The organism is Leptothermofonsia sp. ETS-13, from assembly GCF_049200465.1.
GTDB lineage: Bacteria > Cyanobacteriota > Cyanobacteriia > Leptolyngbyales > Leptolyngbyaceae > Leptothermofonsia.
Genome location: NZ_CP120836.1, coordinates 4,190,227 through 4,213,932, shown reverse-complemented (window position 1 = coordinate 4,213,932; position 23,706 = coordinate 4,190,227). Strand labels below are relative to the sequence as shown.

Genomic DNA, 23,706 nt, shown 5'->3' with positions numbered 1-23,706 from the left:
CCGCAGGAATCCCTTTTCACAAATCCCTTTCATTTCACAAATCATTTAGGACTGCTATATAATAATTTTTCTACACCATAGAGTCTGTTTGCTTTTCGGTTAATCACACCGTCAAGTTTCAGTTTCTATGCCATATTGCTTGTGCTGTTTACTTTGAGATTTTGGTGTCGGCAGTTGTTCAATAGGAAGTACTTTCAGGCTGAACTTTTGTCATATGGTATTCGAATTGATCAGCGCAATCAGAATTAGCAACAGCGCATTAAATAGGTAGTCATAATTTAGGTAGTCATAATTATTGGTAAAGGGGGGAGTGGCGGCTGCGCCCCCAGATAGGGAGTTTCACCCCCTCCACCCCCGAAATCATCCTTAATTTAATTGCGCCTAGCTACTTACTGGATCAAAAAACCACAAAATTCGATGCCTGATTACTCAACACAAATGTGCTTATAGCGTTCACAAACTATTTGTGAACAAGAGGGAGTGGGAGAAGCCCCCACGCTTGGGTTCCACCTCTGCACCCCGTTCAAATTTCAAGAAGGATCGCTATAGCTTTATCAGGTGAGTTGAAATGGCTTTAAAGATTGAAAAAAAGGTTAGCCCAAAATCCACGTTCGAAAATTATCAGTCATTAACCCTGGGCGACTTTGCTTACAAGGTCATTAGTGCACAATATCAGCTAATGACCAAATTAGAGAAAAAAGTTTTGGCAGATAAAGATCCTGAACATTTGCACGATATGCGAGTTGCCAGCCGCAGGCTACGCACAGCCCTTCAAGTGTTTGGTATCGCCGTTGAGCTACCTAAAGCGGCCCAGGCAAAGCGCATTGGGGCGATCGCAAAAATTCTGGGCAACCTGCGCGATTTAGACGTTCAAATTGCCGATTTGCGAGAGGTTTATCGTCCGCGTGCAGGCAAAGCAGAACAGGCATTACTGGATGAAGCGATCACCGCCCTCCAGCAGGAACGACGAAAGGCCTTTGCAGCAGTGGAAGTGACCCTGTCGCGATCGTCCTATCAGGAACTAAAAACCGCCTACGAAATTTGGCTGAGTGAACCTCGCTACACAACCCTGGCCCAACTCCCGCTGTTGCCACTGCTGCCCGATCTGCTCAGCCCTCTCCTGTCTTCCCTATTGCTGCATCCGGGCTGGCTGATTCAGTCCAGTGATTTGTCTGAAGAAGCAAACCAAACCTTGCATGACCTGCGAAAAGCCTGTAAAGGTACCCGCTATCAAAGTGAATTCTTTGTCTCCCTGTATGGCAAACCCTTCAAAGAATGGATTGGAGAACTGAAGGGTATCCAGGATTGCCTGGGCAAAGTGCAGGATGGTCAGGTGCTGGTTGAACTGTTGGCAAAGCATTTGCCCAACCGGGCAAAATTACCCAAACTGCAAGCCAGTGTTCGCCAATGCCAGGTTGAAATGATGGCAAACTGGGAACCAATACGGCAGAAGTATCTCGATTCAGCCTTCCGCAAACACCTCCACGAGATGCTACTGGAGCCCGAATCTTCTCCTGCCCTCGTTGGGTGAACACTCAAACTGGCAACTTTCTGGCAACTTTAATCTGGCAACTTTAAAATTTACTGAACCTTTAAGGGGGCTTAACCCCAAATCTATTGGCGATTGATTAAAGTTGTGGATGGAGGGCACAAAATCATTAACCATTGGATTTATAACTGTCGCCAGTTCGCTTAGGACATTGGTTTTAAGGGGCTGCGCTGCCAGCTAGGGGTTCCACCCCTAACAAAAGTCTTGTTGGGGTGTAGGGCTTCCATCCCTGCTTGGGGGCTTTGCCCCAAATCTCTAGGTTACAAAATTGAGTTTTTGCAACACTATCGGACTGTTTCGTGCAGTACCTGTATACCGTTCATACCTGCTAGCTGCTTATGTTACCCTTTCATCCCAACTAAAATCTCTAGTGGACGATGGCGTAAGTTCAGTAACCATTGAGTTGGGGAGTTGGGGAGTGAAGATTAGGGAATCAGAATGGTATTCGTACTCCTGCTTTACTGTACTGGCTACATGAAAGGTACTCGTGTCTGTAGGGACATTTCATAGAACGTTTCTACACGATTAAGCGGATACCGCCAATCCTAAACCGGTTTGTCAAGCCCCATTCCTAAATGGCATCAAGGGTTTGCCATTGTTGCGTTCAAGCAGGTTGGTTTCTACCTCAGGGTACAGGTACGGGGCGCATCAATACTTCCATCAATACTTCACTTCCATCAATACTTCAAAGTGTTTTTTGTGGAGATTCGAGGGTTGTCATGAAAACCAAGGCAGGAAAAGACCAGAACACTGCTGAGCAATCTGCTGGTAGCAATGGACAAGAATTTAATTTTGAACTGTGGGCAAAGCAGGTTAGACCGCTGCTGCTCGCTTCATTAAGCAAGCGAGGAAACTGCTGCTGAATTGAGCAGGCAGCACTGGAGCGATACTTCCCCTAACTGACCCTAACCAGACGGATCTCGGTTCTTTGGTTTTTGGAACTGCTGGGTGAAATGCCCGGAAGCGGTTGACTAAACCCTTTTCCTTCTGCCAAGATATTATGTTGAACGCCTTTTCTGCGTAGATAGTTCACTACAACCTGGGCCCGCCGTTGACTCAAAACTTGGTTTAAATTGGCGGAACCTGTTCGTGAGGTGTGTCCAATTACACGAACTGCGACGGTCTGGGTGTTGAACTCCTTGATTTCCTGTGCTAGTTTATCCAGAGTTTGCTCTCCGGCAGATGTTAGATTAGCTGAGCCTACACTAAAGCTGACCTCACCCTGCACCTGTAAGTTACCAATGTCTGGGGCACTTTTGACCTGAGTAGCGGTCAGTTTCTGCTTGGGTGTGATGGTTCTGCCTCTACCTGCCAGCCGATCTGCCAGTTCCGGGTTATCTGCCCTTACCAGGTCAATCAAGGTTTTGGTGTTATTTGCTGCTTTAGTAATGAATTGGTTGGTAAATAAGCTGTCAGGCTGTTCAGGTAACTGGTTCAGGCGTCCAGTCAGGGTTAATACCGCTGCAGTTGAATTAATCCGTCGGGTCAGAGTTCCCTTTGTCATCCATTCTTTCGCTTCAGTGGCGGTAAAGAACTGAATTCCTTGCAAAACCGCGGCTGCTTCAGTGGAAGACAGTTTGCCATCTTCCGCAATTTGCGTTTGCAGTTGAGAAGTATCCCGAACGTTAGTGTCAATTTTGCGATAATAAACTTCTAGCAGTTCAGAGATAACTTGAGGCTGGGATTGTAGCAAGCGATCGGAAGCAACCAGTACATCGATGATCACTTCTGGCGCATCCTGGCTAGATAGTACAATCGTGTATCCCTTTTGCCGTGCCTGAGTAACGTAAGGTTCCCAGATAACCGCGATCGCCACATTCTGGCCAGGCTCTTGCAACTGTTTCCAGGCTTCTGAGGCATCACCGACCTTATTGATCTGAAAGTCTTGCAGATTAAAGGCTTCAAACTTTGAATCTAGCACCAGGGCTAAATATTCACTAGGAGTGTCCCCAGCAAATGTGATGCCTAAGGACTGGCCCCGCGTGCGTGACTGGTTCACCAACTGGTTGAGATCCAGTAGTGATTTGAGAGCGGGATATTTTTTCGTGTTTAGAACCACCGCATCGGCACCGACCGTTCGATCAATCAGGCCCACAATTTTTCCCTGGGGCTTTTGCTTCAAAAATTGATCGAGGGTCGTAACCAGCAAGTCTGCCTGTCCCTGGTTTAGCCGCTCGGCTCGCCTAGTCTGATCAAACTCATCCTCATAGCGAAGTGTAATGCCAGTTTCCTTTAACCCATCCTGAAAGGCACGATTGCGGAAGGTGCTGTAGCCACTGAAGGTATCTCCCAAAATCGTGATCTGAACTTTTTGCTGAGAATTGATGGGCTTATCCCCAGGCTGGGAGGTGGTCTGTCCCATCAAACTGGGAATCAGACCTGGCGAAATCTTATTGAACAACCATAGCCCGCCAATGCTCAGGCTTGCGGTGATCATAAATGCCAGAATTAGAGCTGGTTCAGTGCGCTTGCTCATTAATTTCTTACAACTATTAGGAGACAGGCAGCTTTCACTTAGGGGTTAGGGTTGGAGCCCCTTTATTTTTTGGCAGACCAGAGATAGAGGCATTGCCTCAACGCCCCTCAATCGCTCTTCAAAAGGGAGCTCCTGAGTTTGGTGAGAAGCTTCGTTTACCATCAGACACAATCGATATTCCAGGGATTTTGTTTAGGATGAAAGAGCTGCGTCAGCAATTTTTTCACTGGCAAACCAGGAGAACCTTCAAAAGTGATACAATTTTGGCTTAAAAAATTCCATGCGTGGTCAGCAAAATTGCGCAGAGGTTACATGGCTAAACCCTTCAACCGATGTAACAGTAGGTATAAGAGCCGCTTCTGAGCCGGATGATAGGTGAGATAATCTTTCAGAACTTAAATAGCTACTGGGAAAAATTCTAATGAATCGTCCAGCTCAAACCGCAGGGGGCATTCTTGGAGTCTCACTTTTGCTGGGCGGTTCCCAGGGAAGAACGCAGCAATCCTTCCAGGTTCGGATTAATCGCTGGTTGGAAGTTAAACAGGTGTTGGGCAAGGTGATTCGTGAACAGGGGGCAGCCTCCTACGTTGCACGGGTGGGCGATCGCTTGAAATCTGTGAACGATGGTATTACGACGGGCAAAAACTCGTCGGCGACGTTGTTTGTTGATACGGGTATTGGCACCATCAGCCTGACAGAAAACACCCGGCTCAAAATCCAGGAACTGGCAATGGCTCCCGACAATGGGCGAATTACTCGCTTACAGGTCATGAGCGGTCAGGCAGTTTTGCGCGTCCGGCGGTTTACACACCGGGGTTCCAGACTTGAAATTCGCACTCCTGCTGGGTTAAGCGGTGTTCGTGGAACAGAGTTTGGACTTACCATTCAACCCAGTGGTAAGACTGGACTGGCAGTACGTGAAGGCAACGTTGTTAGCTCTGCCCAGGGCCAGGCAGTTGCCGTACCCCATGAGTTTCAAAACTTCACAATTCCTGACGAGGCACCCTCGACACCTACCCCCTTAACAGAGGATACTCGAATTCAATATCACTTTCAGCAAGTGATTGAACGCAGGGTGCGGAAGATCCGCCTGGTTGGTAAAGTCGATCCAGTCAATAGCGTCATTGTGGAAGGAACTCCCCAAAGCACAAACCGAGATGGGGTGTTTATTACAGACTTCAAACTACTGCCTAATTCCTTAAAGATTCAAGTTGAGGTTATCACACCCCTGGGGAAAAAAGAGATCCATGAGTTGGCGTATCGATGAGTTGGGCTGGCGAATCCTGCCAGGTAGCCTGGTTAGTATTGCATTCGCTATCTTGCTCAGTTTAGGTAGCTTCCAACCTCTGGAGCAGATTGCTTACAATGCCTTGTTCCGCCTAAGGGGAGAACGTTCCTGGGATGATCGCCTTGTTGTGATTGCCATTGATGATGCCAGCATCAAGCAGTTGGGGCGGTTTCCCTGGAATCGGCAACGATACACTCAGCTACTGAATGTGCTGAACAAAGCAAAGCCCAGTGTTGTTGCATTTAATTTAATTTTGTCAGAATCGAGTTCTGATGACCCTCAATTGGCGGAGGCAATAGTACGTAACAGTCAAGTTGTTCTGGCTCAGGGTTGGGACCATAATGGGCTGTTGTTGTTTCCAGTGCCCGATCTTCAGAAAGCAGCGATCGCTACCGGGCATATCCTCAAACAGCAAGACACCGATGGACTAACCCGCAAAATTGACCTATACATCCAGGGAGTACCTGCCTTCAGCTTGTCCATTATCCAGGCTTATTCCCTGGTGCAAGCGACCGTTCCTCCCCCCAACTCAAATCAACCTTTCTGGATTAATTGGGCAGGTCAAATCCAGCATATCCGTCAATTTGCCTTTGCCGATGTGATTGAGGAAAAGATTTCTCTACACGAGTTGAAGGGCAAAATTGTTCTGGTTGGTGTGACAGCGGCAGGTATTGATTCTCTGGCAACCCCGTTCGACCGAAATCCCCCTGCCAGCGGAGTTTATTTCCATACAGCGGTGGTGAATAATTTGTTACAACAAAATCCTTTGCAGCCCCTTCCGGCTATCTGGCTGCCGCTGATCCTACTCCTGGGAGGTCCTGGTTTAAGCCTGCTGCTTAGCCATCAGCGAGAAGAACGCCAAGCTTTGATGTGGGCTGCGGTGTGTCTGGGATGGGGAGCGGTCGTCTTTTGCCTGTTTCACCTCACGCACTGGCTCCCACTTGCCTTTCCGCTTTGCCTGGTGACAACTACAGCAGGGGCGGTTTTTGTGAGGGAGCGATTGAGAATGGGCACACTGTTGGATCGACAAGTGCAGCAACTCTGGCAAACCTATCGCCATGATCTGGTTGCCCATCAACAAATGATGGCTGGTTTCGGCCTCCATCAGACAATGGCGCAAACGAGTTTTGTGCAAAGCGCAACCCAACTGGCTGCACTGGCTGAGCAGCTAGGTCGCTCCCAATCAACCCAGGCCGCGATCGCCCGCAGTTTGTCGATGGGGCTACTGGCTGCCGATTGGGATGGATGGGTTTGGTTCTGCAACCCAATCGCTAGTGATTGGTTAGGAATTCAGGTTGGCAATGACTTGAGTACCCATCTGGTGCCCGAATGGCTCACTGAAAAAGAATGGCAGACAGACCTGCACATGCTCAAACAACAGGAACCCGTTCCACCCCATGAGTTGCATTGGGGCGATCGTTGGTTTGCCCTCAAACTAGAACCCCTGGTCTACTGTGCCCCTAAAACCCAGGCAGCCACTGAAAGCTCCCCTTTAGATGGACTGTTGCTCGTCCTGGAAGACATCACTACTCGTAAACAGGCAGAAACCGCCCTGGAAAAACAAGTTGAAGAACTTCAGCAAGTCGCTCAACTCAAAGACGACTTCCTCAGCACGGTTTCTCATGAGTTGCGATCGCCCATGGCTAATATGAAAATGGCGATCGAGCTACTCAAAATCGCCAAATCCAAAGAAGCCGCCGACCATTACCTGAAAATTCTACAAACCGAATGCGATCGCGAAATTGAACTCATTGAAGATTTGCTAGATTTGCAACGGCTTGAAGCTGGAGCCCAAACCCACACAATTTCCGAAATTGATCTACAAAACTGGCTGTCCTCTATCCTGGCCCCCTTCCACGAAAGGGCTGAAAACCAACAGCAAACCTTACAGGTTCACCTCCCGCCCCAACTGTCTCCCTTAAGATCGGACCAGGTCGGTCTAAAACGAATCATTGTAGAACTGGTCAATAACGCCTGCAAATATACTCCGGCAGGAGAAACCATTACAGTTGCCGTTAGCCTGCCAGATACCGCTCACCCCCTTCTTCAAATCCGTATCACCAACTCTGGTACCGACATTCCAGCATCCGAGTTAAGCCGCATTTTTGAAAAGTTTTATCGTGTCCCCAAAGCAGACCCCTGGAAACGCGGCGGTACTGGTTTGGGGCTGGCCCTGGTAAAAAAGCTAGTTGAATCCCTCAAAGGAACCATTCACGTCCAGAGCGGCTCAGGCCAAACAAGCTTCATCGTTCAGTTACCCTTATACAGCGATAGTCATGATGGTTAGGACGGGATGCAGGGGTAGCCCCCCCTGGCTGGGGCGAAGCCCCCACTCCCTCTTAAAACCAATGTCCTAAGCAACTTGGTGACAGCTATAACTATTTCCAACTGTAGGGATGGAAAAGGTTTAGGATAACTGAAATGAGGCTCCAGGCGTCTTGCCTTTCAGCCACGCCGCCCCCTCAACGCTCAAAAATCGCTCCCCGCCTCTTGAGATCTAGCACCGAGTCTCTGGTCAATCCCTCATTGCTACCCAGTCGAGTTTTCTCAAAGGTCGCACCGGCCAGGTTTGCATCACTCAAATCAGCCCAGCGCAAATCAGAATTACTTAAGTTTGCCCCATACAGGCTGGCACCACTTAAGTCAACACTAGTGAGACTAGCCCGGCGCAGGTCAGTGTGACTCAAAATTGTTGCCCGCAGACTAGCCCCATCAAGTTTGGTACCCGTCAAAACCGCACGGCGTAAATCCGCATGGTTCAGAACTGCATTCGTCAGCGTAGCCCCAGTCATGTTTGCGCTCCACAACTTTGCGCTGACCAAATTTGCACTCGTCAAATCCGCGCTGATCAGATTGGCATGATTCATTTGAGCGCTGATCAAGTTTGCTGCGATGAGATTAGCGCTAATCAGGTTAGCTTCTGATAGATCAGCATTCACCAAGCTAGCATATGCCAGATTCGTGTTGATTAGATTTGCACCAGCTAAACGAGCCGATCGCAAATCCAACCCACTCAAATTTGCAGTTGAAAAATCTTCTGCTGGATTGAGCCCAGCAATTTTCGCCAGTTCAAAAAAGTCGTCAGTATCTGCCTCTGCAACAAGCTGGATCAGTTCTCGAAGTCTCTGAAGAGATTTTTCACCAATCATTTTGCTAGACTGTCCAGCTAACATAGGGCTACCATCCAGGGCACAACACAGCTACGACTACAGCAAGGGCCCTCACATTTTCGCAATGCCCTAAAAGTTTGTTGCGGTTGAGTCAAGAATAAAGCCCAACCTTAAAAGCCTCTTCACCTTAAAGGGTAATCACTTGTGGTTATTTTAAATAACTTAAGGGTGGCTGTCGTTGACCAGAGCCACCCTCCCCAAATATTTTGCTTTCAATATCAAGCGACGTCTAACTTGGAATCGGCTAACCACAGGGTTACCAGCCTTTCGATAATCGCTTGCTTTGCGGGGCTAACCCCTTCTGGCATTAGAAATTCTAATAGATCAGTCCGTTTCTGAACAGCACTTGTAAAACTTTGACTCTGGCTGGTGACCTGAGACTGGGCGTACTCTCCTCCATCAACTGGATACCTGCCCATACTTTCAGAGTGAATCGAGTTTAGCTGACGCATTGTAAACAACCACTAAGTCAAGTTTCAAATAGGATAAAAGAACATTCCATGGTTAGCTGCTCAAACAGAACATCGAATATTTTGAGGAGTCAGAGATAGAATTCCATCAAAATACCTAAGCAATATCTAGCTCTAACACAGTATCAACCTTCAGACTCGAATCGTCAAGTGGGTGATACCCATACCTGGCTACTTAATTAAAACCGAACTTTGCGATAGCGCTTTATGCAACTTTGAGGTACAGAAACCTCAGAGTAATATGCTCTATTTGATATAGCATAACATCGGGCTTTCGATGTAAAGAACGGTTACACCGAATCTTTATATTACTGGTGTAGCTCAGATGGAAGCGTTTTGAGGTCACCCGTTTAGGGGAATAGGGCTTACCCAGTCAGGCTGATCTTTCCCATGGCGTGATGCAAGAGGTTAGAGTTTGGACATTTGAGCCCCCACCCCTGATTGAACAGAAAATCGCAGTATAATGACATCTACAGCAGCTAGGTCTAGAGTGCAGTCAAGGGACGTAGTACCCAGACTTCTCAAACTGCCTTTCGGTACCCAGCGTTCTTTGCGGGTATAGTTTAGTGGTAAAACGAAAGCTTCCCAAGCTTTAGTTGCGGGTTCGATTCCCGCTACCCGCTTAAAGTAATAATGATTGGACTGGAAAGTTTTGGACTCTTTGCAGCTGAACGTTTTATCGCAGGCGATCCAAAACCTTTTAAACCGCATACGGGCGTGGTTAGCTCCTCGCGCTGGTAGTGGCCTAGCTGAACTTTGAATCAATGGCGAATTTAGATGCCTGGTTTGAGGTGAATCAATAAGGGCGATGCGCACTGTAGATAATCATAACGAGTGCGCATCATGGGGGTGATCCACGGTTGTACATGGGTTTTGAGAAAGACTGCCTCAATCGCATCAGCAAGAGCAATCAGTCCATCGCAGCGAGCAATGAAAAGCCCTTCACTTCCATACAGGTCTTGCAATTGAGCTTGAATGTCCCGCGTATTTATCCTGCGCATACAGAAATAAAATTTTGTCATCAAAACCGTCAAATCGAGTCTGTCATTTCCTGGCGATGACTGGTTCAAATTCATTACTCGTTCTGGGCAACTTCCTCTCTCTCTTGATACTCAATCCTTAAAAAGGAATTTTCAGTTTGAACATCGTTACAGGAGGCGCGCCCCGAAATGATCAATCTAGTCAACCTAATTTTGAGCATTCGTCTTCGCCCAGCTCAATATCCCTCTGCTGCGACTTGAAAATTGGTCAATATCGACCCAGCCCAATCGTTACTGGAGTACGTTTGGAGGTGGTGTTTTTCATGCTCCTGTCGCCGCTCAAACCATCACAAAAATGCCACTTATTTTCCAATGAGAATGATATGCGGCTTGAAGTAGGACTCCAATTGATTGGTTTTTTAGCGCTATCAACGCATATACGCATATATATAAGTTGCCCGTTGAACTGATTAGGCGTAGTGGAGTGTAGGGTAAAATTTCTTCCAACACCCTACTTCCTAATACTTGATTCTCGTCTCTAACAACTACAGGAAGTGCGGCTTGCATTTTTAGCAATCACCAATATAGCTCCGCTGTCATTGCTCAACCAGGGGAATTACAGAGACCCGATCAAGATTCAGTGATATTCTTTTAGTTAGAGGATGTCGATGGAATTTTATGCTGATCCCTAACCCAACCCTTGACCTCATGGTCATTTGTAGCAAACTACACATTTCTTTTCATCGGGTTAGGATGATTATGCGTCAAACCTTCAAGTAATTGGGCACGATAGAAGAAGATAACCCAATCGCTTCTGCCACAAAATATCACAGTTCTTTTTTCTACTGAAAACTGCGATCGCGGCAGGCTATCAGTCCTCAGCGGCCAGCTCTACGGTTAGTGAGGTTTCCGGTGTTAGGAGTCATCGAAGCTCAGAGCTATCAACCCCAAGTGGCTAACCACTAACAACCAACCATTCATTGCCAGTGACTGAATCTGCTACGGCTGCAAGCTTTGTCTTGGCACCAGCGATTCACTGAGAGGTATGTAGTATGGCAGGTTCGTTATTATCTGATGCGGGGCTAAGGCTGAAGCAGGCGTTGAAATACACCTCCATTTCAGAAGATGCGATCGAATCTCTGAAATTTCCCCAAACCAGCCTCACGGTTTCCATTCCCGTTCGTATGGATGACGGTTCCCTCAAAGTTTTTCAGGGCTACCGGGTACGTTATGACGACACCAGAGGTCCCGGTAAAGGTGGAGTTCGCTACCATCCAAGTGTAACGCTGGATGAGGTGCAATCTCTGGCATTCTGGATGACCTTTAAATGCGCCGCATTGAGCTTGCCCTTTGGTGGAGCAAAAGGCGGCATTACAGTCAACCCGAAAGAGCTTTCTCGGATGGAACTGGAGCGGTTAAGCCGGGGCTATATTGATGCGATCGCCGATTTCATCGGACCAGACGTAGACATTCTTGCCCCTGACGTTTATACCAATGCCATGGTCATGGGCTGGATGATGGATCAGTACAGCATCATCAAACGTCAAATCAGCCCGGCAGTCGTAACTGGCAAACCCATCAGCATGGGTGGTAGCCTGGGGCGAGAATCGGCCACTGCCATGGGGGCTTTCTTCGTCATTCAGACCATGATGCCCAAATTTGATCAGCCACCCGAAGCGACTACAGTTGCCATTCAAGGCTTTGGCAATGCGGGAGCCATCCTGGCAGAACTGCTGTTTAAGGCAGGTTATAAGGTCGTGGCAGTGAGTGACTCCCAAGGGGGTATCTATTCAAGAGGGGGGCTGGATATTCCCAATATTCGCCGCTTCAAGGAATCTAGTCGCCGCATCCAGGCCATGTACTGCGACGACACGGTCTGCCACACCACGGCTGAAGAGGTGATTACCAACGAAGACCTGCTGACATTAGATGTAGATGTACTGGTGCCTGCTGCCTTAGAACACCAAATTACAGAAGCCAATGCCGCGAATATTCGAGCCAGAATGATCTTTGAAGTGGCAAACGGCCCTACCACTTCGGCGGCTGACAAAATTTTGGAAGACAAAGGAATTTATGTTTTTCCTGATATTCTGGTCAATGCTGGAGGTGTTACAGTCAGCTACTTTGAGTGGGTGCAAAACCGTAGTGGTTTATACTGGAGTCTGGAGGAAATAAATCAACGGTTGAAACAACGGATGGTGCAGGAGGCAGAACATATCTGGGCGATCGCTCGCGATCTCTCAATTCCAATTCGCACAGCCGCTTACGTACATGCCATTAGCCGCCTGGGGGAGGCGATTAGCGCCAAGGGAACCAGGGACTACTACATCAACGGACGGTAGTCGAACTGACCGATGCTCAAACAAGGATTGCTAAAGTATGATAAAATACTTAAGTTTTGTAACTGAAATGAAAGAGCATAGCTACCATTAAAAGGCTTTGCGGCGCATTTTTTCTTTGCGCCTATCTATAGTCAAAACTCTTGACCATGCCTGCTAATGCCTCTGCCTAGCAGGTTTTTTATGTGCCCTGGTTCCGAAATCTGAACTACTGAGGAAATACACTATTCATGACCGTATCAACCGTAGTGCCCGACAACGTGCCATCCACACTGTTGCCCCCCGAAGTACAACTGAAAGATATTCTTAAGACCCTGCCCAAAGAATGCTTTCAGAAAGATTTGCGCAAAGCGTGGACGGCAGCTTTTGTGAACATATTGATGGTTGGTCTGGGGTACTTGAGTCTGGCGATCGCGCCCTGGTTTTTGTTGCCTGTTACCTGGATTTTTACTGGAACCGCGCTGACCGGTTTTTTTGTCATAGGGCATGATTGTGGACATCGCTCATTTGCCAAACGGCGATGGGTAAACGATCTGGTAGGGCACCTCTTCATGGCACCTCTGATCTATCCCTTTCACAGTTGGCGCATCCTGCATAACCATCACCACAACCATACGAACAAGATGGATGTAGATAATGCCTGGCAACCCCTTAGACCAGAGCTATACGCCGGGTTAGGCTGGTTAGGGCAATGGGGTTATCAGGCATTACGCGGTCGGTTCTGGTGGTTGGCATCTATTGCCCATTGGGGAGCGCTGCATCTTAACCCAGAAAATTTTGAAGGGAAGGATCGACAGAAAGTAAAGTTGTCGGTTCTGGTCGTTCTTGGATTCGGGGCGATCGCTTTCCCACTGTTGCTTGCAACCACTGGCATTTGGGGCTTTGTTAAATTCTGGCTGCTGCCCTGGTTAGTCTTCCACTTTTGGATGAGTACCTTTACGCTGGTGCATCACACCGCCCCTGACATTGATTTTCAAGAACCTGGCCAGTGGAATGCCGCCAGAGCACAACTTTCAGGTACGGTCCATTGTGAATATCCCCTCTGGGTAGAATTTCTTTGTCATCACATCAATGTCCATGTCCCCCATCACATTTCTACAGCCATTCCTTCCTACAATCTGCGCATAGCACACCGTAGTTTGAAAGAGAACTGGGATCACTACCTGTACGAGTGCCACTTCTCCTGGTCCTTAATGCAGCAAATTACGGATCAGTGCCACCTATATCACCCTGAACAGTGTTATCAATCCTTTAAGGAGTTTCATGGGGAAGAATGAATAAGTAGCTAGGCGCAATTAAATTCAGGATAATTTTGGGGGCGGAGGGGGTTTCACCCCCTGACTGGGGGCGCAGCCCCCACTTCCTTCCTTACAAATTAATTATGACTACCTAACATTTAATTGTTGTTAATTGTTAGTCAAGTGAGGGGGGCGTTGCCGAAAAGCAGATGAATCGGAACGAAGTTTCAAGCATACAGTATCCATTTCATACCCAGATTCAGCAATACCTGAGGGGAGTTATAAGTTTGAGGTCAAAGCGAAGGGAGGAGAGAGTAGGAGAGTGATGGAGTGGGGAAGGGGGAGCTCTAATACAGTGGGGTGCAGAACACCCTCACTGTACCTCACACCCTTGAAAAGGGCTATACTCATGAGGGCGATTGCAGAAAACTGCTCACATCGGGACCGGCAGGAATAATTCCGCCTGGATTGAGGGGAAACAGATTACCGTAATAGTCCTGTTTGACGGCTTCTAAATTGCAAGTTGCTGCTACCCCTGGAAGCTGGTATAGATGACGCAGGTAGGCTCCCAAATATTTGTAGTCCTGAATGCGGCGACGATTACACTTAAACAAACCGTAATACACTGCATCAAAGCGAAACAGGGTTGGAAACAGGCGCACATCGGCCAGGGTGAGGCGATCGCCACACAGATAACGGTTGGTTTCCAGGGTCCGTTCAATTTCATCCAGAATCATGAATAGTTCTGCACAGGCTTTGTCATACGCTTCCTGGCTCTGAGCAAAGCCACAGCGATAAACACCATTGTTGACCGAGGGATAAATCTTTTCATTCCAGCTATCAATTCCTGGTCGCAGTTCTTCCGGGTAGAGATCGAGGGTAGGGTTTTTAGCAAATTCATTGAACTCAGAGTTCAGCATGACGATAATTTCTGAACTCTCATTGTTAACAATCTTCTTTGTTTCCATGTCCCACAGCACGGGAACCGTACAGCGTCCGGTATATCCCGGTTGAGCCAGCGCGTAAAGCTCTGCCAGAGTGCGACAGCCTTCTTCTGGTTGGTCAAAGACCCAGCCGCCCTCAATGGGTGAGGGCGATACGATTGTGATTGGAATAGCGTCTTCCAAACCCTTGAGTGCCCGCGTTACCAGTGTGCGGTGTGCCCAGGGGCAGCCCCAACCGACGTAGAGCTTGTAGCGCCCTGCGGTGGGTGGGTGGGCTTCAGTTCCCACGAAATTGCGAAACTGACTGCTGGGACGGATGTATTCGCCCGAAGGATTGCGAGGAGCAAGCTTTGACATCATCACGTGCCAGAGTGTTGTCCATACAAACTTGCCTGACTGGATGATGAGTTTAGGAGGCAAGGCTTTTTTCATCCGTAGATTCCTGCTGACTTCCGTAATACACTGAATTGTAATAAGCCTTATAACCCGAAAAAAGGTTATCCAAACCGCGAACCAGAACGTAAACTGCGGCTATCATTAAAAGCCACTGGCTGGAATCCACAATCCCTAAACCAACCGCATGCCATATTGACACGACTGCAAAACAAACCTCGATTAATCCATATAGTAAACGGCGCTCTTGACGGAGCCAGTAGAAACCAACTCCAAGGACTACAAAAAAACAGCCAACCAGAAGTAGCTGGGCGGCTGGTAGATGGGATAACAGCCTCCAAGAAGCCAAGACAATGGCTGGACCAAACTGGTACAGAAAATAGAACAAAACACACAGAATTACCGCAGTCAGCACAAATAGGCCTAAAAATATCAGCCCAATTTGCTGTGAAAACTGGGAAGACTCTTCATCATCTTCGGAACCTAAAAAGTTAGGAAAGCTCCAATCATCGGAAAAACCAAACGGTTCGTCATCCTGGTTGCTAAAATTCATTCTTTAAATCCCTATTTAATAAAAAAGCAGTCTATAGCGTTCACAAATAGTTTGTGAACAAGGAGGGGTTGAACCCCTGTACCCCGTTCCAATTTCAAGAAGGAGCGCTATGTATAGCAGTCTTGAATCAGTCTTGAGATTGAGAGGCTTTGTGAGAAAGGACTCCTGCGGAATCCTTTCTCATAATCCAAATAGAATCGCTATATTTATAGCTGTCGCCAGGTAGCTTAGGACATTGGTTTTAAGGGAGTGTGGGGGTTTCGCCCCCAGCCAGGGGTTCCCCCCCTTGCACCCCGTCCTAAGCCTGGTAGCTATAGCTATACCAATCTTCAGGTTGGAATCACAAAAACTGGTGATGACATTTAGTTTAACAATCAGGTTTTGGGCTGAGCCGCCTTTATCTATTTCGAAAATATTTCTTTTTTATCTTGCTGAACAGATTTTTGATAGTTAACGTTGTGACACGAAGCCTGGTTAAACCCGGAATGTTAGCTGGATAGCTTTTTTGATGATCGAAAAACTCGTTAATTTCATTCAAAATGATGTTTAAACGTTGCGTAATGTTTTCAGCCCGGTATTCTGCCAGAACTGATTCGGAGAGAGTGCGTGGAGTGGGGGATGCGATCGCCCTCAAAATCCGCTGCACATCATACTCTTTTGAATAACCGGCAATTTTATAACAGTTGAATCCGGGATCTAAATAGTCCGATAGGCCGCCGTTGATGCTGGAAAAGACCTGGCAGCCGCAGGCAAGTGCTTCCATCGGTTGCAACCCAAAACCCTCGCTCACTCCTTGTTGCGCCCAGTATTCTGCGGAATCGTAGAGATAAACCTTGGCTCGATTAAACAATTTAGTTAAATCATCAACATAAGAATCAATCACCACAACATGACATTGTTTCTTCAATGCCAGAATCAGTTCCTGCATTAAATACTCTGATGACTTTCGAGCCTGGACTAATACATCAATGTCACGCTCAAGATTAAGATTTTGAAACTCATTTGAAATCTCATTGGGTAGATAATAAATTAATGAATTGGGAGATTGTTGTCCCCAATATCCCATCGTATTCCGACTCACAGCGATAACTGGGATTGTAGAAGGAAGCCGAAATCTATATCCTGCACTGTGAGCATGATAAATCACATGGCAATGCTTCAGTTTACGCACCAGTTTAGCAACATCAAACCCCCAGCTAACGACAAAGATAACGTCATCCAGATTCCTTGCCTTTAATACATCCTCCAGGTACAGCGTATCTTTTTCTCGCTGGCGGTAGGTGACAATGGTTGCATTACAAACTTGCTGCGCCAGCTTGAGTGTTTTGAGCTCAGCCCACAGTCCACCACAGGCAAATTTCTCCCCCGTTCCCGGCACCAGGAAATACAGTGTTCTCATGAAATCGGCCTCTCCAGCACAATTGCTCCGTCCATTAGCCTACCCGATTTGGGCTCATTTACAGGAAATAATATAGACAAGGGTTTTAGACAAGGGTTTGGTGAGTGCAGGATGAACCATGATTTACTGGCTTTTTTCGCAGGAATAGGACTACTGATCCTCTACCTTATCTTTTCAGCCAAAACTGAGATGGGTACTCGATTGCCATGGAAGAAAGAAGGAAACAAAGGAAAAGAAAATTAAGCTTTACAGAACTTTGAGCCGAGTTAATACCAATGTTTTATGAAACTGTACATTATCAACCCCCGGCTGTCGCCGTCCCCCTTACCAATACAGAGAGTTCTGATTCTACGCATCCTCATATTGAATTGGTACAAGGCATCTTATTTAACTGAATCAGTTATGGCGTTCACAAATAGTTTGTGAACGCTATAGGAATTTGGTTAAAGCAGTAAGTAGGTAGTCATCATTAATTGGTAAAGGGAATTGGTAAAGGGGAGAATGGGGGCTACGCTCCAGGCAGGGGGTGAAACCCCCACTTCCCCCAAAATTATCCTGAATTTAATTGCGCCTGGCTACTTGGTTACCCGACGAACACTGATACCATTAGTTTTTGGCTAACCCTAACTATAACAATGCGGCTGCTCGTTCTGCCAGGCTGGAGCGCTCACCCTTTAACAACGTGACGTGACCCGCCAGAGGTTCTCCCTTGAACTTTTCCACGATGTAAGTGAGGCCATTACTGGCCGCATCCACATAGGGGTTATCAATTTGATCGGGGTCGCCTGTGAGGATCACCTTAGTGCCTTCTCCCGCACGGGTGAGAATGGTTTTAACTTCGTGGGGAGTTAAATTTTGGGCCTCATCCACTACAAAAAACTGCTTGGGAATAGTTCGTCCACGAATGTAAGTCAGAGCCTCGATCTGCAATAGGCCCTGCTCAATCAATTCTTCATGCCCCCGCCGCCAGTGAGCTGGTTTACCCGCCGATTCTTGGGTGCCAAAGATGAGGTCGAAGTTATCATAGAGGGGTTGCATCCAGGGAGTCAGCTTTTCACTGATATCTCCCGGTAGGTAGCCAATGTCTCGCCCCATTGGTACTACAGGGCGGGAAATCAGGAGGCGGCTATAGACGTTTTCATCGGCCACTTTCTGGAGTCCGGCAGCGATCGCCAGCAATGTTTTCCCAGTTCCTGCCGTGCCTACCAGTGTCACCAGTTGAATCGAATCTCGCAGCAATAAATCCAGCGCAAATTTTTGTTCCCGATTACGGGGGTAAATCCGAGAAACCCCATGATGGGGAATTTTTACCAATGGAATAATCTTGCCACTTTCACCCTCCACAATAGCAAGCGCCGTATGGGAGGGATTGGCCTCATTGATCAGTGTTAATGCCTGGTTCGGGAAAAATGGCTGATCGAGAGAGGTTCCCCCCTGCTTGAAAAGTTGATCAATTTGCTCAGCAGTAACAACCACCTCTGCCATACCCGTATAAAGACCTTCAACATCCACCTTATCGGTTTCATAGTCTTCCGCATGCAGTCCCAGGGCATCTGCTTTGATCCGCAGGTTAGTATCTTTGCTGACCAGCACCACCGGGTAAGGGCTCTGGCGCTTCAATTCCAGAGCCACCGCCAGAATCATGTTGTCACCGTTGCCATGTTCCAGTTCAGTCGGCAGTTCTTTCAACGTTTCCCGGTGGCAGAGGGCAACCCGCAGACAGCCCGCGCTGTTGATGCGCACACCTTCGGTTAGCCGCCCCTGTGTGCGAAGTTCATCTAACTTGCGAGAAGCCTGGCGGGCATTGCGTCCCGTCATTTCGGGCTGTTTCTTAAAGCGATCCAGTTCCTCGATGATAGTGATGGGTAGAATCACATCGTTGTCCTTAAAGCGCAGCATGGCCGATGGGTCATGGAGCAGGACATTGGTATCGAGGATGAACGCTTTTTTCATGTAGGAGGAGAGGGGTGAGGAACAGTTGTGAGTGGGGTGAGGAGGGTAATGAGTGGATGGGTAGATGGGTAGATGAGTTTTGAGTTCAAGGTGAAAGGGAGAAACCAGGAGCCAGAAGCCAGGAGCCAGAGGATGGGGATGGGGGTTAAAGTCCAGATTCAGCGATGTTTTCAGCGTAGGTTGCGACAAAAGAGAGGGGATAGGGTCCAAAGTCCATAGTCTAAATCTAATTGGGAGCGATCTGGATGATTTTTAGATTAAGGGTTGAAGGGATTTGGGGGCGATCGCTTTGCTCTAAACAAAATAACCGTCTACACATCACTCCCTTTTCATCTTTCGGGACGCTACAAGGAGTATGGACAAATTGGCGTTAGCCGGGTTTAGTCGTACCGGGATAAGGACAGGTTCCCAACATAGAAAATTTTTGATAAAAGCTTTACATGCAAGCCGTTTCAGCGGATTCAGGCAACCCTGAGGAACTCTTTTAGAGAGAGAACATCGATATCACTAACAACCGTTGTGTAGTGAGCAAACGATGATGTCTAAAGCAATGAATCAGAAATCCACAACTGCTTTACTGGTTGCCCTGGGAATGGCGACCAGTTCTCTGGCACCGCTGGCAGTGCCGTCCGCTGCAATGGCACAGGGTATGTTTTCCGATGTTCAGGGTAGCTGGGCCCAATCCTGTATTAGTGAATTAACTCAGCGAGGAATTATCAGCGGCTATCCCGATGGGTCGTTTCGCCCCAATAACCCCGTCACCCGCGCTGAATTTGCATCCATGGTAGGCAAGGCTTTCCCCAATGCCGCTCGTGTTCGGGCAGCCTCGCGTTTTGTAGATGTGCCTTCCAATTTCTGGGCTTACAACGCGATTACCTTCGCTTCACAGACCGGCTTCCTCTCTGGCTATCCCGGTGGTGTGTTTAACCCGGCACAGAATATTCCTCGAGCGCAAGTTCTGGTATCTCTGGCGAGTGGATTGAACTATTCTCCCACTCAACCCGTGAACGCAACGCTGACCAACTATTTTGCAGATGCTTCTGCGATTCCAGGCTATGCAGAGACTGGTATTGCGGCAGCAACTGAGCGGCGTCTGGTGGTCAACTATCCCGATGTGAGATACCTGAACCCCAACCAGCTTGCCAGCCGGGCGGAAGTTTCTGCCTTCCTCTGTCAGGCACTCACTCAAACGGGGCAGATTCCTTCTGTAATTTCTAGCCAGTATGTGGCGGGTGCTGCTACTGTTGCCCAGCAGGGACAAGTTACCGCGGGAACCCGTATTCCCGTTAACTATACGGCGGCTGAGCAAATTGTGATTGCACCCGATGAAGCAGCTGAATTGACCCTGATCGTTGCTTCTGATATTCGCAACTCTCAGGGTGAGGTTGCCATTCCGACTGGCAGCCAGGTGATGGGTCAACTGGTGCCTGTGAATGGAGGCTCTCAGTTTGTTGCCCGCTCGGTTGTAATCAATGGTCGGCAGTATGCGCTGAATGCAACATCTGGCGTTATTACGACCCGCAAAAATGTACGTGACCCCAACCTGACCCGCATTTTAGGTAGTGCAGCTCTGGGTTCGGGTGCTGCTGCCATCATTGGCGGGGTGACTGGCAACCGTCAAATCACGGGTGGAAACGTCCTCCTGGGTGGGGCCGTTGCGGGAGCCGTGACCGCCAACCAGGGGCGGAATGTGGGCAAGGCCATCCGGGATGCGGCGATTGGAGCTGCCCTAGGTGCCGGAGTGGCTGGTATCACGGGCGATCGCACCATCACCCCGAAGGAAGCACTCACCGGAGCCGCTCTGGGTGCCGCCGTAGGTGGAACGCTTGATCGCAGCACCACCGGTGAAGTGATTGTGATTGACCCCGCAACCGATCTGACCCTGACTGTAAATAGCCCCGTAAGTCTGTAAGAGTCCTTCAGGGAAAGGGCCTGGCTGTCGCTATTCCATGATTCTCCGCGCGGTGGGGTGGGTATATTGCCCACCCCACTTCATTTAATGCGGCAGTTCGCAGTTCTTCATAGACCCGTTTTAGATCGGCAAGCTGATAGTGGGCATTTAAACCGCTGGGATTTGGCAAAACCCAGAGTTTGACGCCATGAAGGGATTCAGCCTGTTTCCCAATCATGGCTTTTGGACGATTGAACGCAGTTCGATAGGCACTGACGCCCAACACAGCAAGATAATGGGGACGGTAACGCTGGACTTTAGCAGTTAACTGTTGCTGCGCGGCTACCAGTTCTTCGGGTTTCAATTCGTCTGCTCTGGCGGTTGCGCGATCGACGATGTTGGTCAATCCATAGCCAAATTGCAAAAGCTGGATATCTTCAAATGGCGAGAGCAGGCGATCAGTAAAGCCTGCGGCATAAAGGGTTTTCCAGAAACGGTTACCGGGACGGGCAAAGTGATGGTTGACAGTGGCACTGTAAAGACTGGGATTGATGCCACAAAACAGCACTCGCAGATTGAGTGCGATGATATCGGGAATGGTTTTGCCATAGGCAGCCAGTACTTCTTCCGGAGTGGGTTTGTGGCGATCGGGCGTTTGCATGGGTTACTGCTGCTAGACCTGTAAGTAGCTAGGCGCAATTAAATTAAGGATAATTCTGGGGATGGAGGGGGTGAAACCCCCTGCCTGTGGGCGCAGCCCCCACTCCCCCCTTTACCAATTAATTATGACTACCTACTTAGTTAATTCTCTGTAGAAACGTTCACAGAATGTTCCTGAATCGTTAGGATTTCCGTTGAGTATTGATGTTTAATCAGATCTGGAGACTTGCACCATCATAAATAATCAGGGCTTACGCAAACCTCGGAGGTTTCAGCATCAATGTGAGTCATGAGGTGCAGTTTTAGGTTAAAACCTCCGAGGTCTTGGCAAAATGCGTAAGTCCTGATTATCAAGTTCCCATGTTGGGTTGGTTGAAACAAAGGTCATGGCGTTAATTGTCCAGAAGTACGGTGGCACGTCAGTTGGTTCAGTCGAGCGGATTCAGGCCGTTGCTCAGAGAGTGTTCCGCACGGTGAAGGCAGGAAACTCTCTGGTGGTCGTCGTCTCAGCAATGGGTAAGACGACGGATGGACTGGTCAAACTGGCGAATGAGATTACCTCCAATCCCAGCCGCCGGGAGATGGATATGCTGCTGTCTACGGGTGAGCAGGTTTCTATTGCCCTTCTGAGTATGGCCCTGCATCGCCTGGGACAACCTGCCATTTCCCTAACGGGTGCCCAGGTTGGGATTGTGACTGAGGCAGAGCATACTCGCGCTCGCATCCTGCGGATCGAAACCGATCGCCTCAACCGTCACCTGCAAAAAGGGGAAGTGGTTGTTGTGGCAGGCTTTCAGGGAATCAGCGCCACCGACGACCTGGAGATCACCACCCTGGGGCGGGGCGGTTCTGACACGTCGGCGGTTGCTTTGGCAGCGGCACTTCAAGCCGATTTCTGCGAAATCTACACCGATGTTCCTGGCATTTTGACTACTGACCCCAGGCTGGTGCCGGATGCCCAACTGATGACAGAGATTACCAGTGATGAAATGCTGGAGCTTGCCAGTTTAGGCGCAAAGGTGCTTCATCCCCGTGCTGTCGAGATTGCCCGCAACTATGGCATTCCCCTGGTGGTTCGCTCCAGCTGGACCGATGACCCCGGCACCTGGGTCATTTCCCCTCCTCCCAAACCCCGACCTCTGGAAGGGTTGGAACTGGTGCGTCCAGTTGATGCGGTGGAGTTTGACACCGATCAGGCTAAGGTTTCTCTGCTACGGGTACCTGATCGCCCCGGTGTGGCAGCCCGTCTGTTTGGTGAAATTGCTTCTCAGGATCTGGATGTGGATTTGATCATCCAGTCCATCCATGAAGGAAATTCCAACGACATCGCGTTTACCGTCACTAAGGACTCTCTCAACAAAGCAGAGGCGGTTGCCAATGCCATCATTCCAGCCCTGTGTAAGCCATTGTTAGGGGAAAGTATTCCTGCGCTGGATGCGGCGGAGGTGATGGTAGAGCAGCAGATTGCCAAAGTCACCATTTCTGGAGCGGGTATGATTGGCCGTCCAGGGGTAGCTGCCCAGATGTTCTCTACCCTGGCCGATGCGGGAATCAATATCCAGATGATCTCGACTTCCGAAGTGAAGGTGAGTTGCGTGATTGCTCAGGAAGACTGCGATCGCGCGATCGCCGTTCTCTGCGAAGCCTTTGAAGTCACCAGTTCACCCGTTAGCGAGGGCACTGGTTATCGAGCGACAGAGCTAGACATCGCTCCCTCTGCCTCAGCAGTGTCCTCTGCCCCTGCGGCCCTCCACCCCCCCGTCCGGGGTGTTGCCCTTGATCTGAAGCAGGCTCGCCTCGCCATTCGTCAGGTGCCCGATCGCCCCGGCATGGCTGCCAAAATCTTTAAGCTGCTGGCGGACCAGAACATCAGTGTAGACATGATCATCCAGTCTCAACGCTGCCGGGTAGTAAATGGAATGACCACGCGGGATATTGCCTGCACCGTTGCCCAGATGGATGGAGAACTTGCCCGGCTGGCGCTGGAAAAGGCGGCATCCGAGTTGGGCTACGGCGAGGTACTGGTGGACGCGGCGATCGCAAAGGTCAGCATTGTCGGTTCTGGAATGGTGGGTCAACCGGGAGTGGCTGCCCGCATGTTTACCGCTCTAGCTGAACAGCACATTAATATCCAGATGATCGCCACCTCCGAGATCAAAATTAGTTGTCTGGTGGCGGAAGATGATGGTGTGAGAGCATTACAGGCAATCCATGCCGCTTTTGGACTGTCTGGTAGCCAGAAAATTCAGGTGCCAGCCTAGTAGTCCGTCCAGGCTGTTTTGAGGGTTTTCACCCCCCAAACAACCTGGCAATGGATTTTATAAATTTGAGCTATCCCTCAAATCTATCCTAACGGACTAATAGGCTCAGGGTATCTACAGGATACTGAAAACCTACAGTACA

Annotated in this window: 16 protein-coding genes and 1 tRNA gene; 8 read left to right on the top strand and 9 right to left on the bottom strand. The window is 48.8% G+C overall.

Annotation, left to right across the window (positions count from 1 at the left end; translation table 11 throughout):
• Positions 1-568: 568 nt before the first annotated feature.
• Positions 569-1,531, top strand: coding sequence for a CHAD domain-containing protein (locus P4D80_RS19135; RefSeq protein ID WP_421655598.1), 963 nt, complete (start codon positions 569-571; stop codon positions 1,529-1,531).
• A gap of 913 nt (positions 1,532-2,444) precedes the next feature.
• Here the strand turns inward: P4D80_RS19135 and P4D80_RS19130 are convergent.
• Positions 2,445-4,025 carry an OmpA family protein gene (locus P4D80_RS19130; RefSeq protein WP_421655597.1) on the bottom strand — a complete coding sequence of 527 codons (1,581 nt, stop codon included), beginning with the start codon at positions 4,023-4,025 and terminating at the stop codon, positions 2,445-2,447.
• 421 nt (positions 4,026-4,446) lie between these two features.
• On the opposite strand from P4D80_RS19130, the gene P4D80_RS19125 reads away from it, so the two are divergent.
• Positions 4,447-5,292, top strand: a complete 846-nt coding sequence (locus P4D80_RS19125) for a FecR family protein (protein WP_421655596.1) — start codon at positions 4,447-4,449, stop codon at positions 5,290-5,292.
• Complete coding sequence (locus P4D80_RS19120; protein ID WP_421655595.1) at positions 5,273-7,600, top strand: CHASE2 domain-containing protein; 2,328 nt, start codon at positions 5,273-5,275, stop codon at positions 7,598-7,600. The genes P4D80_RS19125 and P4D80_RS19120 overlap by 20 nt, the downstream gene beginning before the upstream one ends.
• 175 nt (positions 7,601-7,775) lie before the next feature.
• Here P4D80_RS19120 and P4D80_RS19115 read toward each other — a convergent pair whose 3' ends face one another.
• Together P4D80_RS19115 and P4D80_RS19110 are read right to left on the bottom strand one after the other, a co-directional pair.
• Positions 7,776-8,486, bottom strand: a complete 711-nt coding sequence (locus P4D80_RS19115) for a pentapeptide repeat-containing protein (protein ID WP_421655594.1) — start codon at positions 8,484-8,486, stop codon at positions 7,776-7,778.
• 215 nt (positions 8,487-8,701) lie between these two features.
• Positions 8,702-8,935 carry a hypothetical protein gene (locus tag P4D80_RS19110; protein WP_421655593.1) on the bottom strand — a complete coding sequence of 78 codons (234 nt, stop codon included), beginning with the start codon at positions 8,933-8,935 and terminating at the stop codon, positions 8,702-8,704.
• Positions 8,936-9,505: 570 nt separating this feature from the next.
• On the opposite strand from P4D80_RS19110, the gene P4D80_RS19105 reads away from it, so the two are divergent.
• A tRNA-Gly gene (locus tag P4D80_RS19105) sits at positions 9,506-9,576 on the top strand.
• Between the two features lie 150 nt (positions 9,577-9,726).
• Here P4D80_RS19105 and P4D80_RS19100 read toward each other — a convergent pair.
• Positions 9,727-10,029, bottom strand: a complete 303-nt coding sequence (locus P4D80_RS19100) for a hypothetical protein (protein ID WP_421655592.1) — start codon at positions 10,027-10,029, stop codon at positions 9,727-9,729.
• A gap of 956 nt (positions 10,030-10,985) precedes the next feature.
• On the opposite strand from P4D80_RS19100, the gene P4D80_RS19095 reads away from it, so the two are divergent.
• Complete coding sequence (locus P4D80_RS19095) at positions 10,986-12,275, top strand: Glu/Leu/Phe/Val family dehydrogenase (RefSeq protein WP_421655591.1); 1,290 nt, start codon at positions 10,986-10,988, stop codon at positions 12,273-12,275.
• A 227-nt stretch (positions 12,276-12,502) separates the two neighbouring features.
• Positions 12,503-13,549 carry a fatty acid desaturase gene (locus P4D80_RS19090; RefSeq protein ID WP_421655590.1) on the top strand — a complete coding sequence of 349 codons (1,047 nt, stop codon included), beginning with the start codon at positions 12,503-12,505 and terminating at the stop codon, positions 13,547-13,549.
• 368 nt (positions 13,550-13,917) lie between these two features.
• Here the strand turns inward: P4D80_RS19090 and P4D80_RS19085 are convergent, their stop codons facing one another.
• From P4D80_RS19085 to P4D80_RS19070, 4 genes are all read right to left on the bottom strand, one after another.
• Complete coding sequence (locus tag P4D80_RS19085) at positions 13,918-14,886, bottom strand: glutathione S-transferase family protein (protein ID WP_421655589.1); 969 nt, start codon at positions 14,884-14,886, stop codon at positions 13,918-13,920.
• Positions 14,864-15,400, bottom strand: a complete 537-nt coding sequence (locus P4D80_RS19080; RefSeq protein ID WP_421655588.1) for a hypothetical protein — start codon at positions 15,398-15,400, stop codon at positions 14,864-14,866. Before P4D80_RS19080 ends, P4D80_RS19085 begins: the two co-directional genes overlap by 23 nt.
• 397 nt (positions 15,401-15,797) lie before the next feature.
• The gene (locus P4D80_RS19075) at positions 15,798-16,799 is read right to left on the bottom strand and encodes a glycosyltransferase (RefSeq protein WP_421655587.1); all 1,002 of its coding nucleotides are present in this window, start codon (positions 16,797-16,799) and stop codon (positions 15,798-15,800) included.
• Positions 16,800-17,426: 627 nt separating this feature from the next.
• Positions 17,427-18,941, bottom strand: coding sequence for a PhoH family protein (locus tag P4D80_RS19070; RefSeq protein WP_421655586.1), 1,515 nt, complete (start codon positions 18,939-18,941; stop codon positions 17,427-17,429).
• Positions 18,942-19,302: 361 nt separating this feature from the next.
• Between P4D80_RS19070 and P4D80_RS19065 the strand changes: the two genes are divergently transcribed.
• A complete protein-coding gene (locus P4D80_RS19065) occupies positions 19,303-20,664 on the top strand; it encodes an S-layer homology domain-containing protein (RefSeq protein ID WP_421655585.1) in 1,362 nt (453 codons plus the stop codon).
• Between the two features lie 7 nt (positions 20,665-20,671).
• On the opposite strand, the gene mug is transcribed toward P4D80_RS19065, so the two are convergent.
• Positions 20,672-21,304: a G/U mismatch-specific DNA glycosylase gene (mug, locus tag P4D80_RS19060; protein ID WP_421655584.1), complete on the bottom strand. Its 633-nt coding sequence runs from the start codon at positions 21,302-21,304 to the stop codon at positions 20,672-20,674.
• 385 nt (positions 21,305-21,689) lie between these two features.
• Between mug and P4D80_RS19055 the strand changes: the two genes are divergently transcribed.
• Positions 21,690-23,564 carry an aspartate kinase gene (locus tag P4D80_RS19055; RefSeq protein ID WP_421655583.1) on the top strand — a complete coding sequence of 625 codons (1,875 nt, stop codon included), beginning with the start codon at positions 21,690-21,692 and terminating at the stop codon, positions 23,562-23,564.
• Positions 23,565-23,706 lie beyond the last annotated feature (142 nt).

Bases quoted from the DNA above. Each gene is read 5' to 3' on its own strand.
- P4D80_RS19135 (WP_421655598.1), top strand. From the start codon at position 569: ATGGCTTTAAAGATTGAAAAAAAGGTTAGCCCAAAATCCACGTTCGAA.
- P4D80_RS19130 (WP_421655597.1), bottom strand. From the start codon at position 4,025: ATGAGCAAGCGCACTGAACCAGCTCTAATTCTGGCATTTATGATCACC.
- P4D80_RS19125 (WP_421655596.1), top strand. From the start codon at position 4,447: ATGAATCGTCCAGCTCAAACCGCAGGGGGCATTCTTGGAGTCTCACTT.
- P4D80_RS19120 (WP_421655595.1), top strand. From the start codon at position 5,273: ATGAGTTGGCGTATCGATGAGTTGGGCTGGCGAATCCTGCCAGGTAGC.
- P4D80_RS19115 (WP_421655594.1), bottom strand. From the start codon at position 8,486: ATGTTAGCTGGACAGTCTAGCAAAATGATTGGTGAAAAATCTCTTCAG.
- P4D80_RS19110 (WP_421655593.1), bottom strand. From the start codon at position 8,935: ATGCGTCAGCTAAACTCGATTCACTCTGAAAGTATGGGCAGGTATCCA.
- P4D80_RS19100 (WP_421655592.1), bottom strand. From the start codon at position 10,029: ATGAATTTGAACCAGTCATCGCCAGGAAATGACAGACTCGATTTGACG.
- P4D80_RS19095 (WP_421655591.1), top strand. From the start codon at position 10,986: ATGGCAGGTTCGTTATTATCTGATGCGGGGCTAAGGCTGAAGCAGGCG.
- P4D80_RS19090 (WP_421655590.1), top strand. From the start codon at position 12,503: ATGACCGTATCAACCGTAGTGCCCGACAACGTGCCATCCACACTGTTG.
- P4D80_RS19085 (WP_421655589.1), bottom strand. From the start codon at position 14,886: ATGAAAAAAGCCTTGCCTCCTAAACTCATCATCCAGTCAGGCAAGTTT.
- P4D80_RS19080 (WP_421655588.1), bottom strand. From the start codon at position 15,400: ATGAATTTTAGCAACCAGGATGACGAACCGTTTGGTTTTTCCGATGAT.
- P4D80_RS19075 (WP_421655587.1), bottom strand. From the start codon at position 16,799: ATGAGAACACTGTATTTCCTGGTGCCGGGAACGGGGGAGAAATTTGCC.
- P4D80_RS19065 (WP_421655585.1), top strand. From the start codon at position 19,303: ATGAATCAGAAATCCACAACTGCTTTACTGGTTGCCCTGGGAATGGCG.
- mug (WP_421655584.1), bottom strand. From the start codon at position 21,304: ATGCAAACGCCCGATCGCCACAAACCCACTCCGGAAGAAGTACTGGCT.
- P4D80_RS19055 (WP_421655583.1), top strand. From the start codon at position 21,690: ATGGCGTTAATTGTCCAGAAGTACGGTGGCACGTCAGTTGGTTCAGTC.